This window comes from Brevibacterium iodinum ATCC 49514 (assembly GCF_900169265.1).
Lineage (GTDB): Bacteria > Actinomycetota > Actinomycetes > Actinomycetales > Brevibacteriaceae > Brevibacterium > Brevibacterium iodinum.
Map to the genome: position 1 here is coordinate 62,312 of NZ_FXYX01000015.1, position 15,776 is coordinate 78,087.

At 65.3% G+C, this 15,776-nt stretch carries 12 protein-coding genes and 1 pseudogene; 8 read left to right on the forward strand and 5 right to left on the reverse strand.

The annotated features are described in order from the left end of the window. The first annotated feature begins 41 nt into the window (after positions 1 to 41). Together BI49514_RS10950 and BI49514_RS10955 are read left to right on the forward strand one after the other, a co-directional pair. Positions 42 to 4,922 carry an NAD-glutamate dehydrogenase gene (locus BI49514_RS10950; protein WP_244195065.1) on the forward strand — a complete coding sequence of 1,627 codons (4,881 nt, stop codon included), beginning with the start codon at positions 42 to 44 and terminating at the stop codon, positions 4,920 to 4,922. A gap of 252 nt (positions 4,923 to 5,174) precedes the next feature. Beyond that, the gene (locus tag BI49514_RS10955) at positions 5,175 to 6,692 is read left to right on the forward strand and encodes a sensor histidine kinase (protein ID WP_244195066.1); all 1,518 of its coding nucleotides are present in this window, start codon (positions 5,175 to 5,177) and stop codon (positions 6,690 to 6,692) included. A 212-nt stretch (positions 6,693 to 6,904) separates the two neighbouring features. Here the strand turns inward: BI49514_RS10955 and BI49514_RS10960 are convergent, their stop codons facing one another. After that, positions 6,905 to 7,153: a WhiB family transcriptional regulator gene (locus BI49514_RS10960; RefSeq protein WP_009374875.1), complete on the reverse strand. Its 249-nt coding sequence runs from the start codon at positions 7,151 to 7,153 to the stop codon at positions 6,905 to 6,907. A gap of 283 nt (positions 7,154 to 7,436) precedes the next feature. Here BI49514_RS10960 and BI49514_RS10965 point away from each other — a divergent pair, with 283 nt between their 5' ends. The 3 genes from BI49514_RS10965 (at position 7,437) to BI49514_RS16995 (ending at position 9,868) form a co-directional block, all read left to right on the forward strand. Continuing rightward, on the forward strand, positions 7,437 to 7,988 hold the full coding sequence (locus BI49514_RS10965) for a gamma carbonic anhydrase family protein (protein ID WP_101546571.1): 552 nt from the start codon (positions 7,437 to 7,439) through the stop codon (positions 7,986 to 7,988). 127 nt (positions 7,989 to 8,115) lie between these two features. Continuing rightward, the gene (locus BI49514_RS10970) at positions 8,116 to 9,540 is read left to right on the forward strand and encodes an NAD(P)H-quinone dehydrogenase (protein WP_101546572.1); all 1,425 of its coding nucleotides are present in this window, start codon (positions 8,116 to 8,118) and stop codon (positions 9,538 to 9,540) included. Between the two features lie 148 nt (positions 9,541 to 9,688). Further along, entirely contained in the window at positions 9,689 to 9,868 is a 180-nt protein-coding gene (locus tag BI49514_RS16995; RefSeq protein ID WP_244195067.1) for a YciI family protein, read from the forward strand. Here BI49514_RS16995 and BI49514_RS10980 read toward each other — a convergent pair. Further along, positions 9,862 to 10,140, reverse strand: coding sequence for a hypothetical protein (locus BI49514_RS10980; RefSeq protein ID WP_145996211.1), 279 nt, complete (start codon positions 10,138 to 10,140; stop codon positions 9,862 to 9,864). The genes BI49514_RS16995 and BI49514_RS10980 overlap by 7 nt on opposite strands. Between BI49514_RS10980 and BI49514_RS17205 the strand changes: the two are divergent. Next, positions 10,082 to 10,267, forward strand: a pseudogene (locus BI49514_RS17205) (RNA polymerase sigma factor); the annotation flags it as partial. The gene BI49514_RS10980 and the pseudogene BI49514_RS17205 overlap by 59 nt on opposite strands. Before the next feature lie 55 nt (positions 10,268 to 10,322). Next, a complete protein-coding gene (locus tag BI49514_RS10985; RefSeq protein ID WP_145996212.1) occupies positions 10,323 to 10,616 on the forward strand; it encodes a hypothetical protein in 294 nt (97 codons plus the stop codon). Between the two features lie 73 nt (positions 10,617 to 10,689). Here the strand turns inward: BI49514_RS10985 and BI49514_RS10990 are convergent, their stop codons facing one another. The 3 genes from BI49514_RS10990 to BI49514_RS11000 all read right to left on the reverse strand — a co-directional run bounded on the left by BI49514_RS10990 (position 10,690) and on the right by BI49514_RS11000 (position 14,285). Then, entirely contained in the window at positions 10,690 to 12,501 is a 1,812-nt protein-coding gene (locus BI49514_RS10990; RefSeq protein ID WP_101546576.1) for an acetyl/propionyl/methylcrotonyl-CoA carboxylase subunit alpha, read from the reverse strand. A gap of 123 nt (positions 12,502 to 12,624) precedes the next feature. Beyond that, complete coding sequence (locus tag BI49514_RS10995) at positions 12,625 to 13,353, reverse strand: Maf family protein (RefSeq protein ID WP_101546577.1); 729 nt, start codon at positions 13,351 to 13,353, stop codon at positions 12,625 to 12,627. Beyond that, positions 13,350 to 14,285 (reverse strand): SGNH/GDSL hydrolase family protein, encoded by a 936-nt coding sequence (locus BI49514_RS11000; RefSeq protein WP_244195068.1) that lies wholly within the window; start codon positions 14,283 to 14,285, stop codon positions 13,350 to 13,352. Before BI49514_RS11000 ends, BI49514_RS10995 begins: the two co-directional genes overlap by 4 nt. A 64-nt stretch (positions 14,286 to 14,349) precedes the next feature. Here BI49514_RS11000 and BI49514_RS11005 point away from each other — a divergent pair, with 64 nt between their 5' ends. After that, on the forward strand, positions 14,350 to 15,762 hold the full coding sequence (locus BI49514_RS11005; protein ID WP_101546579.1) for an AI-2E family transporter: 1,413 nt from the start codon (positions 14,350 to 14,352) through the stop codon (positions 15,760 to 15,762). Positions 15,763 to 15,776 lie beyond the last annotated feature (14 nt).

Genomic DNA, 15,776 nt, shown 5'->3' on the forward strand with positions numbered 1-15,776 from the left:
GAATCGCGTGACGAATGCTCGTTGATCATAGAGGTGAAGCAGTGACTCAGGTCTCAATTTCGAACGTTGCAGAAGAGTGGAGAAAACAGAGGGGGCAATCGGCTCCCGACAACTTCCTCGATGCGTATTATCCGCGGTTCGAAACAGGGGCGACCGATCCCGAGGCCTACGCGGCTGCGGCGGCCCGTCACTTCGCGCTCGGCACCGAATACGACGGGCAGAGACCGGCGATCGCGATCTACAATCCGAGCGTCGACTCGCCGGAATTCAGCGACAACCACACCGTCATCGCCATCGTGCTCGCCGACATGCCCCATCTCGTGTCCTCGATCGTCAGTGACCTCGCCGCCAACGGCAGGGCGATCCGCCGCGTCCACCACCCGATCATCACAGTCACCGGCAACGGACCGGACGAGAAGATCCTCTCCCCGGCAGAAGCCCCCGCACTCAGTGCGGACACGGCGAGCATTCCGACGGTCGCCGAAGATCCTGCCGGCAGCGAGGACGGCGCCCCACAGCAGCAGTCCTGGATCCGTCTCGAGATCGACCGCATCTCCGAAAGCGACTTCGGTGCACTCGAAGAGCGCCTGCGCGGGGTGCTCGACTACGTGGCCGCGGCAGCGCGCGACGCCCAAGCGATGGCCGCGAAGGCCAAAGACATCGCCGCCGAGCTGAGCGCACACGCGCCGCGCCCGGAACTGTCCTCCGAAGCCGAATCCGCCGCCGCCCTGCTCACCTGGCTCGACGGACACTTCACCTTCCTCGGCTACCGCGAATACGACTACACCCACGACGCCGAACACAGCAGCCTCGAACCGATCGAGGACACCTCGATGGGCATCTCGGCCCTGCGCCCCCTCGTGAAGTCACCGCTCAGCCGGGCGGTCGCCGACAAAGCGCTCGAACCGCATGTGCTGGTGCTGACGAAGGCGAACTCCCGCTCCCGCGTCATCCGATCCTCGTTCATGGACTACATCGGCGTGAAGACCTTCGATGCCGACGGTGAGATCGTCGGCGAGCGGCGCTTCGTCGGAGTGTTCAAACCCGAATTCTACAACGACAGCGTCCTCAACATCCCGGTCATCGACAGGAAGGTCGCGAAGATCCTCTCAGCCAGCGGATTCCCCACCGGATCCCACTCGGCCAACGAACTTCTCGGCGTCCTTGAGAACTATCCCCGCGAGGACCTGCTCCACGAGGACACCGAGGAGATCTATGACGTCGTCATGGAGATCGTCGACATGCAGGAGCGCCGTGAGTCCCGCGTGTTCGTCCGCACCGACCCGTACCAGCGCTTCGTCTCCGTCATCCTCTACCTCCCGCGCGACCTCTACAACACCGACGCCAGAGTGCGCGTGCAGGAAGTGCTGCGCAAGTTCTACAACACCGACAGCGTCGACTTCGATGTGCTGCTGAGCGAATCCGCGCTGGCCCGCATCCACTTCGTGGCCCGCGTCGCCCGTGACTGCGAACTGCCGCAGATCGGCGCCGACGAGGTCGAGGCCCGCATCGTCGGAGCCGTTCGCTCCTGGTCCGAAGACGTCCACGCGTTCCTCGTACCCGCCGAGACCGGCGACTCCGGAGCCTCGCATGCCCGGGCCGACCTGTGGTCGAAGGCGTTCCCTCCCAGCTACGGCGAGCATCACACCCCCGCTGAGGCGGTCGCCGATGTCGGTCGGTTCGAAGCCCTCGACGCCGGTCACGGTCCGGCGGTGCGCCTCTACCGTCCCGAACAGAGCACCGACGCCTCCGTGCGCCTCGTCCTCTATCGTCGTGACCGGGTCAGCCTGTCCGAGGTCCTGCCCTTCCTCACGGCCTTCGGTGCCGACGTCGTCGACGAACGTCCCCATGAACTCGACCTCGCCGACGGAACGCATCGGTACATCTACGACTTCGGACTCAGCTTCTCCGAAGAACTGGCCGATGACGATCACGACCGCATCGCCGAGGCCTTCATGGCCGGTTGGGACGGCAAGAAGGAAGCTGGGGTCTTCGACCGCCTCGTCGTCGCCGGACTCTCTTGGCAGCATGTGACGATCATCCGCGCACTGGGCAAATATCTGCGCCAGGCGGGCTTCACCTATTCCGACGCCTATGTCGGTGAGGTCTACAGCGACAACCCGCAGATCTCGAAGCTGCTCGTCGACTATTTCTCCGCCAAGTTCGATCCCGACGTCGACGACGCCGGACGCGAAGCGACGATGACCGAGATCGACGACGCGATCGAAGCCGCCCTCAGCGAAGTGGCCAGCCTCGACGCCGACCGTGTGCTGCGCTCCTCGCTGGAACTGCTGCGGGCGACCCTGCGCACGAACTACTACATCGACGAATCCGGTACCCTGCCCACTGCCCTGGTGCTCAAGATCCGACCCGACGAGCTCAGCTTCGTGCCGAAGCCGAAGCCGGCTCTGGAGATGTGGGTGTATTCCCCGCAGGTCGAGGGCGTGCATCTGCGTTTCGGCACCGTCGCTCGCGGAGGGCTGCGCTGGTCGGATCGTCGCGATGACTTCCGCACCGAGGTCCTCGGTCTCGTCAAGGCCCAGATGGTCAAGAACGCGCTCATCGTGCCCACCGGTGCGAAGGGCGGATTCTTCCCCAAGCAGCTGCCGCCGATGAGCGATCGGGACGCGTGGGTGGCCGCCGGTCAGGCCGCCTATGAGGTGTTCATCGAAAGCATGCTCGAGGTTGCGGACAACCTCACCTACGGAAGCGACGACTCCAGCGTCGTCGTCCACCCCGACCGTGTCGTCCGCCACGATGGAGAGGACTACTATCTCGTCGTCGCCGCCGACAAGGGCACGGCACGGTTCTCCGATGTGGCGAACGCGATCGCCGAACGCCGCGGATTCTGGCTCGGTGACGCCTTCGCATCCGGCGGATCGGTCGGCTACGACCACAAGGCGATGGCCATCACCTCCCGGGGCGCGTGGAAATCCGTCGAACGCCACTTCCGCGAGCTCGGACTCAACACCGCCGCCGAGGACTTCACCGTTGTGGGCATCGGCGATATGAGCGGCGACGTCTTCGGCAACGGCATGCTGCGCAGCGAGCACATCCGCCTCGTCGCGGCATTCGACCACCGGGACATCTTCCTCGATCCGAACCCCGACGCAGCCCGCAGCTTCGTCGAACGCCAACGGCTCTTCGACCTGCCGCGTTCGAGCTGGCAGGACTACGACCGGGACCTCATCTCCTCAGGGGGCGGAGTCTTCTCCCGGTCGGCGAAGTCGATCGACCTCAGCCCCGAAGCCGCCTCGGTGCTCGGAGTCGAACCCGGAAAGCGCAGCCCCGCCGACCTCATGTCGGAGATCCTCAAGGCACCGGTCGACCTCGTCTACAACGGCGGTATCGGCACCTATATCAAGGCCTCGAGCGAGAGCCATGCCGATGTCGGCGATAAGTCCAACGATGCTATCCGCATCGACGGCGCCGATGTGCGGGCGCGGGTGATCGGCGAGGGCGGCAATCTCGGTGTGACACAGCTGGGACGTGTCGAGGCCGCCCTGGGCGGCGTCGAGGTCAACACCGACGCCGTCGACAACTCGGCCGGCGTCGACAGCTCCGACCACGAGGTCAACATCAAGCTGCTCCTGCGTACGCTCTTGCACAAGGGAGCCTTCGCCGCGGAAGAACGGGAGGCGGTCCTGCACTCGTTCACCGACCAGGTCGCCGACCGGGTGCTGGCGAACAACTACTCGCAGAACGTCGTCCTCGGCGAGGCTCGGGCCCAGACCGAATCGATGTCGGGCACCTACGGCCGGCTTCTCAACTACCTGGAGAAGCATGCCGATCTCGACCGGGCGGTCGAATTCCTGCCCAACGCCGACGAACTGGCCAAACGCGAGTACAGCTACTACGTGTCACCCGAACTCGCGGTGCTGCTGGCCTATGTGAAGATGCACGCCGCCGATGAGGTCCTCGCCAGCACCGTGCCGGACGAGAAGTGGATGCGTCGCGAACTCGTGTCCTACTTCCCGGACGCTCTGCAGGAGAAGTACGGCGAGCTCATCCCCGAACACCCGCTGCACCGGGAGATCGCGACGGCGAAGCTCGTCAACCGGCTCGTCGACCGCGGCGGACTGACCTACATCTACCGGATGTTGGAAGAGACGCCGGCGTCGGTGCCGCAGATCGCACGCGTGTTCGTCGTGGTCTCGGAGATCTTCGGACTCGATGACTTCTTCGACGCCGTGTGCGCACTCGACAACCAGGTGCCGACCGAGGTGCAGGTGAAACTCCAGCACGACTATGTGCGTGTCCTCGATCGTTCCTCGCGCTGGCTCGTGCAGCAGGCGCCGGACAGCCTCGACGTCGATTCCGGCATCGAGATGTACGGCAAGGTCGTCGAAACCCTGCGCTCCCGGGTCCCGGACCTCGTCGACGGCTATGACGCGGATACCATGCAGGCGAAGGCGCAGAGCTACATCGACGAAGGCGTGCCGAGTGAGCTCGCGTGGCGCTCCGCCGCTCTGCTCGACGAGTTCGTGCTGCTCGACATCACCCAGCTGGCCGCTCGGGCGAACGAATCCGCCGAGGACGTCGCTGAGGTCTACTACGCCGTGAACGAATGCTTCTCCGGTTCGCAGATCCTCACCCTCATCGGTGAGCTCGATCGCAGCGACCGGTGGTCTGCGCTGGCCCGCGGATCCATGCGTGACGACTACTACGCCGCGATCCTGTCGGTGACGGGCACGGTTCTGGCCGCCACGGATTCGCCGATCTCCGGAACCCCGGACGAACGAGCGAAGCAGCGCCTGGCCGAATGGCTCGAACGCAACGAGACTGTCGTGGGGCGGGTGCTGGAGACGACGGAGACGATCCTCGGTCTCGACTCCGTCACCCAGGCGCCGCTGTCTGTGCTGCTGCGTTCGCTGAGGTCGATGGTCCGCTCCTCGGCCTGGGAGAGCGAACACAACGGCTGAGGCCGATTGCGGTCGCGGTCGACACCATGGTCGGCCGCGATCGGCAGTGCGTCCGCGACCGGCCGGGTACCCCTGATCGGTTCGACAGCCGTGACCGGCAGGCCGACCACGACCGGCCGGTCAGTTGGGACCGCTCGGGCATAGCCGCCTCGGCGGGGCCGAACACCGACCGATTAAGTGGTAGCGTCTGAACATCGACATCTCAGCAGATCCGCGCAATGCGGGTCTGCTGATCTCACCTTGGAGGAACGTATGGTGCTCAACGAACTGCTGGCGGCCGAGGGCATCACGGATGAGTCAGACGTCGAACACATCCATCTGCTCGTCGGCGACTGGCAGCTGTTGGCCGACCTCTCCTTCGCCGACCTCGTGCTGTGGGTGCCGTCGCCCAACGGTGCCTACACTGTCCTGGCGCATGCCCGATCGACGACCGGGGCGACACTGTTCAACCGGGACCTGATCGGAGCGCGTGCGACCGGCTTGGAGAAGGAGCTGCTCGACCAGGCCAGCAGCACCCGCAGCTCTGTCTCCCACGTCGCAGCGGCCCGAGAAATGGGAATCAGCGCCGGATCCTCCGACGTCGACATCCTCGCCGAGGCGGTGCCGATCATCCGCCGCGGCGAGGCCATCGCGCTCGTCGTCCGGTATTCGGAGGAGGTCCGACGCAGAGGTTCGTCTCGCCTGGAGAAGTACTACCGGGAGACGGCGATGGCTCTGATGCGCATGATCGTGCAGGGAACGTTCCCCGATCGCGATGCCCCGTCCGGGGCCCGGCACGGCGAACCGCGAGTCGGCGACGGCATCTTCATCCTCGACCGCGATTCGCATGTGCAGTACGCCTCCCCGAACGCCGTATCGCTCATGCACCGGCTCGGCTACGGAGGAGAGATCGAAGGCAGCTATCTCTCCGAGGTGGTCTCGAATCTCAGTGCAGAGCTGCGTCAGGTCGATGAGACCCTCCCGCTGGTGCTCACCGGGCGTGCCCCGTGGCGGACCGAACTCGAAGTCGGGCGCACGAGTGTGTCCCTGCGCGCGATTCCCCTGACGGACGAGGGCGAGAGAGTCGGTGCGATCGTCCTCGCCCGTGACGTCTCCGAGATCCGCCGCCGCAAACGTGAGCTGCTCTCCCGCGACGCGATGATCAAGGAGATGCACCACAGGGTGAAGAACAATCTGCAGACCGTGTCCGCTCTGCTGCGGCTGCAGACCCGCCGCATCGACAGCCCCGAGGCCAAGGGGGCGCTGACCGAGGCGATGCGCCGGGTCTCGATCATCGCCGTGGTCCACGATGTGCTCAGCCAAGGCGTCGAATCCGAAGTGGACTTCGACGAAGTCGTCGATAAGGGACTGCGGCTGACTCCCGAGCTGACCAGCCCGCTGGTGCAGATCGAACTCAAACGGTGCGGAAGCTTCGGAACCATCTCCTCCGCCGATGCCACCTCCCTGGCCCTGGCCATCACGGAGCTGATCACGAACGCGATCGAACACGGATTCCCCACCGAGAACCTCGACAGTCTGGAACCGGGGGAGACGCTCAACGGCCATGTGTGGGTGACCCCGGAGCGCAACGGCGACCACCTGAGCGTGACGATCGCCGATGACGGTATCGGGTTGGGAGATACGCAGAATCCGGGCAATGGTCTGGGCACGCAGATCGTGCGCACCCTGGTCTCGGCCGACCTGGCAGGTTCGATCCAATGGCAGGCGCGCGAAGGCGGCGGAGCAGTCGCCGTCCTCGATGTTCCGCTGCGCCCGGACTCCTACGACTGAGCGAGGCCCGTCGGACCGACCCGCAGAGCTGCCACGCTCCGGCGTCGGTCGATATTCGGCCGGATGCCCGTCCGCACCCACGACTGAGTCCCTTGTTCCGACGACGAACATTCGCCGTCGGAACAAGGGACTCAGTCTTCGGTGCAGGTGTGACTGGTGATTCAGTTATGGCTTCGGCAGTCCAGGGGACCGCCTTCTCAATGGCCGACGACTCAGCCGGCGCGGCGGGCGCGAGCGGCACGACGCTTGAGAGCGCGACGCTCGTCCTCGCTCAGACCGCCCCAGACTCCGGCATCCTGACCGGATTCGAGGGCCCACTGCAGGCAGGTCTCTGCGACTTCACAACGGCGACAGACAGTCTTTGCTTCCTCAATCTGGAGCAGCGCGGGTCCGGTGTTGCCGATCGGGAAGAAGAGCTCCGGATCCTCATTGAGGCATGCTGCACGGTGTCGCCAATCCATGGTGACCTTTCGACGAATTCAGTGAACGCGGTTGACTACGCCCGAATTCCGGGCATGCAACTCTCACAGTCAAGGTTCACATAACGCAATTGGGCGCACAAGGGTCCGGCAGTGTGAAATTTCTGACAAGAATTTTCCCTATTGTCCTGCTATGAGGGCGATCGCGCAAATCGGTCCGCAATCCGTCTTTTCGGTCCTGTCTGAGCATCTCCGCCTAGACTGTCAGGCACGTGCAGACAGCAGGTGAATGCACACAGACATCACGTGAACCAATGGAGGACTCATGACCAACGATCTCGCCAGCCCACGCATCGTCTCCGTCGGCGGACACACACCGCAGATCGATCCGGAGGCGTTCGTCGCAGCCGGTGCCACTCTCGTCGGCGACGTGCACGTGAAGAAGGGCGCCAGCGTCTTCTACGGCTGTGTTCTGCGCGCCGAAGCCGCCCCTATCACGATCGGTGAGGACTCGAACGTGCAGGACAACACCGTCATGCACACCGACGCCGGTAAACCCGTCGTCATCGGCGCCCGCGTCTCCATCGGCCACCAAGCGCTCGTCCACGGTGCCGTCGTCGATGACGATGTGCTCATCGGAATGCACTCCACAGTGCTCAACGACGCCCATATCGGCAGCGAATCCCTCGTCGCCGCGGGCGCCGTCGTCCTCGAAGGCACGCAGATCCCCGCACGGTCGCTCGTCGCAGGTGTGCCGGCGAAGGTGCGCCGGGAGATGACCGGTGAAGGAGTGGAGAAGGTCCGGCAGAACGCCCAGTCCTATGTGCGTCTGTCGAGCCTGCACAAGGACACCGCCGAGGTGGTCGACCCGAACTGATCGGACCGCAGCCGGACCGATTGCGGACCGGTTCAGGACCGACCTTCCAACAGATCCCAAAGGAACCATTCGGTCGATCCCCAGGGGGCCGTTCGCCAGCATCGTGGCGATTTGAGACAATCAGTATGTGAATACTGAATTTGATTCCACTGCAGATCGCGTCGTCATCATCGGCGGCGGCCCCGGCGGCTACGAAGCCGCGCTCGTCGCGGCTCAGCTCGGTGCCGATGTCATGCTCATCGAGCAGAATCGGTGCGGTGGTTCCGCCGTGCTCACCGACGTCGTGCCATCGAAGTCGCTCATCGCCACCGCGGAGATGATGGACGAGATCGAGCGCTCCGACGGGCTTGGAATCCGGATCGAGAACTCCGAGGACACCGAGGCAGGTGCGCGCCGAGTCACCGCCGACCTCGAAGCGGTCAACAAGCGCATCCTCTCCCTCGCCGACGCTCAGGCCAACGACATCTACGAAGGCCTCATTCGGGCCGGTGTCAAAGCCATCCAGGGCAAGGCGACTCTGGCCGGTCGCGACCAGGTCCATGTAGTCGAATCCGGCGGCACCGAGTACACCCTCGAGGCCTCGACGATCCTGCTCTCGGTCGGCGCCCACCCGCGTGAGCTGCCCACTGCGCAGCCTGACGGTGAGCGCATCCTTACCTGGACTCAGCTGTACGACCTCGACGAACTGCCCGAGCACCTCATCGTCGTCGGCTCCGGTGTCACCGGTGCCGAGTTCGCTTCGGCTTATCGGGCACTGGGCACCGAGGTGACCCTCGTGTCCTCGCGTGAGAAGGTCCTGCCCGGCCAGGACGAGGACGCAGCCGATGTGCTCGAATTCGTCTTCCGCAACAAGGGCATGAATGTCCTCTCCCGCTCCCGCGCCGCCTCGGTGACTCGGACCGACGACGGAGTCGAAGTGGTGCTCGCCGATGGTCGCCGTGTCGAAGGATCCCACTGCCTCATGGCCGTCGGTTCGATTCCGAACACCGAAGGTCTCGGCCTGGAGGAGGCCGGTGTCCGCGTCAGCGAGTCCGGACACATCGTCGTCGACGGCGTTTCGCGGACCTCGCGGGCAGGAATCTACGCGGCCGGTGACTGCACCGGTGTGCTGCCGCTGGCCTCGGTGGCAGCGATGCAGGGGCGGATCGCCATGAACCACGCGCTCGGCGACGCCGTGCAGCCGCTCAAACTGCGCAATGTCGCATCGAACGTGTTCACCGCACCCGAGATCGCCACCGTCGGCTTCACTCAGCAGAACTACCGCGAGAACCCGACGGACATCGACACCGTGATGCTGCCGTTGGACACGAACCCGCGCGCCAAGATGCTCGGCATCGAGGACGGTTTCGTCAAGATCTTCGCTCGGCGCGGATCCGGCTCCATCCTCGGCGGAGTCGTCGTCGGTCCCCGAGCCAGTGAGCTCATCCTGCCGATCACCATGGCAGTGGAGAACCGGCTGACCGTCGATCAGCTCTCCGCCTCCTTCGTCGTCTACCCCTCGGTGAGCGGTTCGCTGACCGAAGCGGCACGGAAACTCCACCGTCACCTCTGAACCGTCGATCCGACGAGCGCAGGAAAGTTTTATTCCGCAGCTGTCGATCCGGTCGCTCCTCGACCGTCATCATGGTGTCAGGCCGATCAGCGAGGCGGGGATCGTCGTCGGCGGCTTCGCCCTCGAAGGACCTGAACTCGGGGTCCGGGTGAGCGGATCCGGCGGCGAATCGCTTGTCACCTCGGGCCCGTTCGCCGAATCGAACGAGTTCGTCGGCGGCAGCTACGTCATCGACGTCGCCGATATCGACGAGGCGATCGCCAGGGCGCAGAAGAGCCCCGCAGCCAAGGCCGGAAACATCGAGATCCGTCCCGTGGCCGACTACTGATGGACCCCGCCCCCGATGCGGCCGCCCGCGTCCTCAGCGCCATCGGCGAGGAGGACTACGGGCGGCTGCTCGCTGGTGGCCACGGCGAAGAACCGCGCCATCGATCTCATCCGCTCCGATGAGGTGCGCACCCGGCACCTCGCCCGCCTGCGCATCGAGGACGAACGCATCGTGCTCATCCTGCGCTTCCTCTCGGGGCTGACCACCGCCGAGGTGGCCGCCGGGTTCCTCATCGAGACCGCGACGATGCAGCAGCGGATCGTCCGTGCCAAGGAGCGGATCCTCAAGACCGGGATTCCTTTCGGCCGCCCCGCGCCCGCTGAACTCGGTGACCGGTTGCCCGGAGTGCTGCGCGTCCTCTATCTCATCTTCACTCAGGGCATCAACGCCACGGCAGGACCCGCACATACTCGAGTCGATCTGCAGCACGAAGCCATCCGGCTGGCCCGACTGCGTGCTCTATCGGATGCTGTCCGGCCTCGATCCGCCGCCGGTCGTCGCTCTCAACACCGCGATCGCCCTCGGGCGGATCTCGGGCCCCGAAGCGGCCATGAGCGCCCTGGACCAACTGGCCGACGATACGAAGCTGCTGCGTTACCGGCCCTTCCACATCGCTCGGGCGATCACCCTCGACGAACTCGGCCGCACGGCGGAGGCCGAGGACGCCTATGCCGCCGGTCTGGAATGTCCCGGCAACGATGCCGAATCCGAATACATCACTGCCCGGATCACCGATCTTCGACGGTGATCCGGGCAGGGACTTCTGTGCTCGTGACTCCTGACCTCAGGCCGGAGCGAACGGAGGCAGGCACGGGACCGGTTCAGGCGGCGAAGCGGATGATCGCCTCACCGGACTTCACCGAGGCGCCTGCGTCGACGAGCACCTCGGAGACGGTGCCGGAGTGACCGGCCTTGAGCGGCTGTTCCATCTTCATGGCCTCGATGACGGCCAGGGTGTCACCGGCTTCGACGGTGTCACCGGGGTTGACGGAGACGGAGACGATGGTGCCCTGCATGGGAGCGTTGAGCGCATTCGAATCGTCGGCGATCTTCGCGCCCTTGCGGCTGCTCAGCCCGCGCTTGCGCCGCGGCACGCTGGGGCTGGGAACATGACCGAGGTCCGCGATGACGTCCTTGGGGACCGAAACGGTCATGCGGCGGCCATCGACCTCGACCACAACGCTGAAGCTGTCGGTTGCAGTACTCATCTGTTCTCCTAGCTGTGGATCGACAAGCGGATTGACGAAAGCGGTTTCGAGCCAGTTGGTCCAGACCTTGAAATCGGTGGCGAAGGCCTGTTCGTTCACGAGCACCCGATGCAGCGGCAGCAGCGTCGAGACGCCCTCGATGCGGTATTCGGACAGCGCCCGGCGTGCTCGGGCCAGGGCCTCATCACGGGTGGCACCCGTGACGACGAGCTTGGCCAGCATCGGGTCGAAGTCCGTGCCGACGACGCTGCCTTCGCCGATGCCCGAATCCAGTCGCACGCCGGGACCCGATGGCGCACGGTGGTTCTTCACCGCGCCGGTGGCAGGAAAGAACGTCGTGGGATCTTCGGCGTTGATGCGGAACTGGAAGGAGTGACCGCGCACGGCGGGGAATTCGTCGGGCAGGGCCTCGCCCGAAGCGATGCGCACCTGCCAACCGACGAGGTCGACTCCGGTGACTTCCTCGGTGACGGTGTGCTCGACCTGGATGCGCGCATTGGCTTCCATGAAGATGATCGTGCCGTCCTCGCCGAGGAGGAACTCACACGTCGCTGCGCCGACGTAGCCGACGTGGGCGAGCAGGCGTGCCGAGGCTTCGGAGACGATGCGCTCATACTCGGCGGTGAGGAACGGAGCGGGCGCCTCCTCGATGATCTTCTGGTTGCGGCGCTGCAGAGTGCAGTCACGCGTGGACACAACCCGCACGTTGCCGTGGGCATCGGCCAGGCACTGGGTCTCGAGGTGACGGGGGCGCACGATCTGCTTCTCGATGAGGCACTCACCGCGCCCGAAAGCACTCTGCGCCTCGCGGGTCGCCGCAGTATAGGCGGCCTCGAGATCCTCGGCAGCGGCGCAGGCGCGGAAACCACGCCCGCCTCCGCCGTGGACGGCCTTGACGACGACGGGGAACCCGATCCGGTCGGCTACCTCGTCGGCTTCTGTCAGATCGGCCACGGCGCCGTCGGAACCGGGCGCAACCGGAGCGTCGACGGCTTCGGCGACGGCACGGGCTCCGGACTTGTCACCGAGGAGCTCGATCGCCGCCGGGGGAGGACCGACCCAGATCAGCCCGGCATCGATGACGGCCTGTGCGAACTGCGCGTTCTCGGCCATGTAGCCGTAACCGGGGTGGACGGCATCGGCGCCGGAGCGCTTGGCCAAGGCGAGGATCTTCTCGATGTCGAGATACGTCTCCCCGGCTCCGGACCCGTCCAGCAGCCACGCGTCGTCGGCGAGTTCGACGAAGTCGGCATCGGAATCGGCACGGGTGTACACGGCCACGGCTTTGATGCCGAGGTCGTGGGCGGCCCGGATGATGCGCAGAGCGATCTCACCGCGGTTGGCGATGAGGACTCGGCGGACGGCCCCGGTCGGAACAGTGGTGCTCAGTGCCGAGGTCGTGGAGTCGGAGAGGACTGTTGTCATGGTGCTCCTTTGTACGATCACAGAACAATTTAGAGAACAGCACCAAGGGTTTGTAGGACAGCGATAAAAAATTGGGACGAGAACTTCAATGTCCTCGGGCGTGTCACCGGACCAGGGACGAGTCTACCGCTTGAGAGCCCACAGATCGGGCCAGAACAGGCCCATGTCGGTGACCAATTCGCGCACGACGGGCAGGCTGAGGCCGAGCACGGTGAGGTGGTCGCCGTCGAGCCGGTCGACGAAGGCCCCACCGTAACTGTCGATGGTCAGCGCCCCGGCCACGTGGAAGGGCTCTTCGGTGGCGATGTAAGCTTCGAGCTCCTCCGTGGTGGGTGAGCCGATGAGCACCGAGGTGGCCGACCGCTGCGAGCGCAGAGCGCCGAGTTCGAAGGGCGCCGAGTCGGTTCGACCGGCATCATCGCCGCGGCCGTCATCTGAAGCCCGGTCGACTGCGCCGTTCGCCTGTTGCGCCCGCGTGAGCACGGCGACCGTATGGCCCGAATGCAGCTGTGTCCACTGGCCCGCGATCGCCGACCACACGGCGCGAGTGCGTTCGGCCGTTCCCGGTTTGCCGATGGCCTGTCCGTCGAATTCGAGCAGGGAGTCCCCGGCGATGACGACCACGGTGTCCGCGCCGTCAAGAGTCGGGGGAGCGGACGCGATGATCCGGTCGATGACCGCACGAGCCTTCGCCTCCGACAACGCTGTGGTGAGTTCGCCGACGGAACCGGTGAAATCGACCTCGAGGGCACGTTCGTCGACCTCGGAGACGATGATGACCGGGTCGATCCCGCCGGCCCGGAGGATCTGGCGACGTGAAGGGGACTGGGATGCGAGGACTACAGGGATCACGAGGCGACATCCGAATCGTTCTGAGCAGCAGATTGCGCCTCGGCGCCGGGGACCAGTTCGTGACGGCGCGCGGTTTCGCCCTTCTCCGGGATGTCGAGGCTGCGGTCGACGACGACCGGTGCATCGATGCGTTCGGCGATCGCGGCCAGCAGCGTCGAGGACAGCTGCGCATAGCCGAGTTCGCTGGGGAATCGGCCCGAGTCGTTGAGCAGAGACCGGCGTGTCGTTCCGCTCAGCGATCCCGTCGACCGCAGCGGAACCGCACGCGCGGCCAGGGCGGCCAGCCATTGAGAGCCGGCGAGGACCCGAGAGGTTCGGCGCAGCGACGTCTTGAGCGGATCGCGCAGCCCCGGCAGACCACCGAGATTGGGGCAGACGAGAACGAACACGGTGTAGCGGCCCTCGCGTTGGAGCCGATTGATGGCCTGGTTGAGCACGGGTACGCCGATGGTCGCCTGGATCGGGTGGATGATGTCGCCGGTGCCGATCGAGATGATCGCGAACCGGCGGTCGTCGCTCCAGCGGTCCGAAAGCTGACGGGAGAGCCACGGCGAACGCAGGACTTCGTCGACCTGTCGGTGCAGATCATCCGACAGCGCCGAGGGGCGGGCGGTTGTCTGGACCCGAACCGTGGTGCCGAGCATCCGCGCCAGGCCTCTCCCGATGAGAGTCGGGGGCGCCTGCTCCGGGTCGACGTCGACCCCGCACAGCCAGGAGTCGCCGATGATGGCCAGCGCCGCGGAGTCGTCATCGTCGTTGTCACGTGGGGCGGCGATCGCCTCGGTGAAGGTGGAGAAGCGACGGTTCTCGTCGTCGTCGAAGGAACGGCGCAGCGATCCGGCCTGGTGGCGGAGCAGTCCCGCCGCCGAGGCGCCCGCGCCGACGACGGTCGCCCCCATGGTCGCCAGCGTATAGATCAAGCGTCTTCCCACTGATTTCCCTCCTCCGGCGTCATCATTGCACCTTTGTCAGTGCATCAACAACTATTGTTGAGTCATGAGCGAAAACGATCAGCAGCATCCTCCGAACCGATTCCGAGGGGCATGGGAGGCGTTCCGGCGCGGACGCGGATCCTCTCACTCCGAGTCCGAACCCGACGTGACCCCATCGCAGGAGGTCAGTCCTGAGGAGATCGCACTCAGCCGAATCGAAGCCGAGGCCAAACCGTATGTGGCTCCCGGTCTCAAGCTCGCTGCCGCATGGTCGTGGCGGTCGATCGTCGTGCTCGTGGCGATCGGTGTGGCGCTGTGGCTCCTGTCGAAGATCTCCAGCGTCGTGCTGCCCGTGCTCATCGCTCTGCTGTTGGCAGCGCTGCTCGCTCCGCTGACAGGGTGGCTGAAGAAGAAGGGCGTGCCTCGAGGCGGGGCCGCCGCGATCTCCTTCGTCGGGTTCATCGTCGTCGTGCTCGGACTCTTCGGCCTCGTCGGTCAGCAGATCTATTCCGGCATGCCCGACCTCGTCAAACAGGTCATCGCCGGTGTGTCCGGGATCAGCGGATGGCTGGCTTCGAGCCCCTTCGGCATCGACGCAACGACGATCTCGAGCTATATCGACGACGCCATCAAGACTGCGACGAACTTCTTCCAGAACAACAGCAGCCAGCTTCTCGGCGGTGCCCTGGAGGCCACCTCCTCGGTGGGCACCTTCCTCACCGGTATGGCCGTCTGTCTGTTCGCGACGTTCTTCTTTCTCTACGACGGGCAGAACATCTTCAGGTGGGTGATGAACCTGCTGCCGGTCCCGGCCCGTCCCGTCGCCACGGGAGCCGCTCTGAAAGGGTGGACGACCCTCGTGCAGTACGTGCGGGTCCAGATCCTCGTCGCCGCCGTCGATGCGATCGGCATCGGCATCGGGGCGGCGTTCCTCGGGATCCCACTCGTCATCCCCATGACCGTGCTCGTCTTCCTCACTTCGTTCGTCCCCGTCGTCGGCGCCATCGCCTCCGGCGCGGTGGCAGTGCTCGTGGCATTGGTCTCGAACGGTCTGGTCAGCGCCGTCATCATGCTCGCGGTTGTCGTTGCCGTCCAGCAGATCGAAAGCCAGGTCCTCCAGCCGTTCCTCATGGGCAAGGCCGTGTCGGTCCATCCGCTGGCTGTGATCCTCGCGGTCACCGGCGGCGGCTTCCTCTTCGGCATCGTCGGTGCTCTCTTCGCTGTTCCCCTGGTGGCCGTGCTCAACAGCGTCGTCGGCTATATCGTGCGCACGAACGCCGGTGATTCGGACGAAGACGAAGCGGACGACGACGCCGAGCGTGACCCGGACGAACGCGATGCCACAGCGGTCCTCGAGACGGCGAAGGAACGGCTCACCGATGCCGTCCACGAGTCCGCGGAAGACGAACGTGCATCAGGTTCCGGTTCGAGCGACTCCGGCGAGTCAGGAACGAAGGGTTCGCCTGATCCGAAGTGAATAGATAAGTGGGC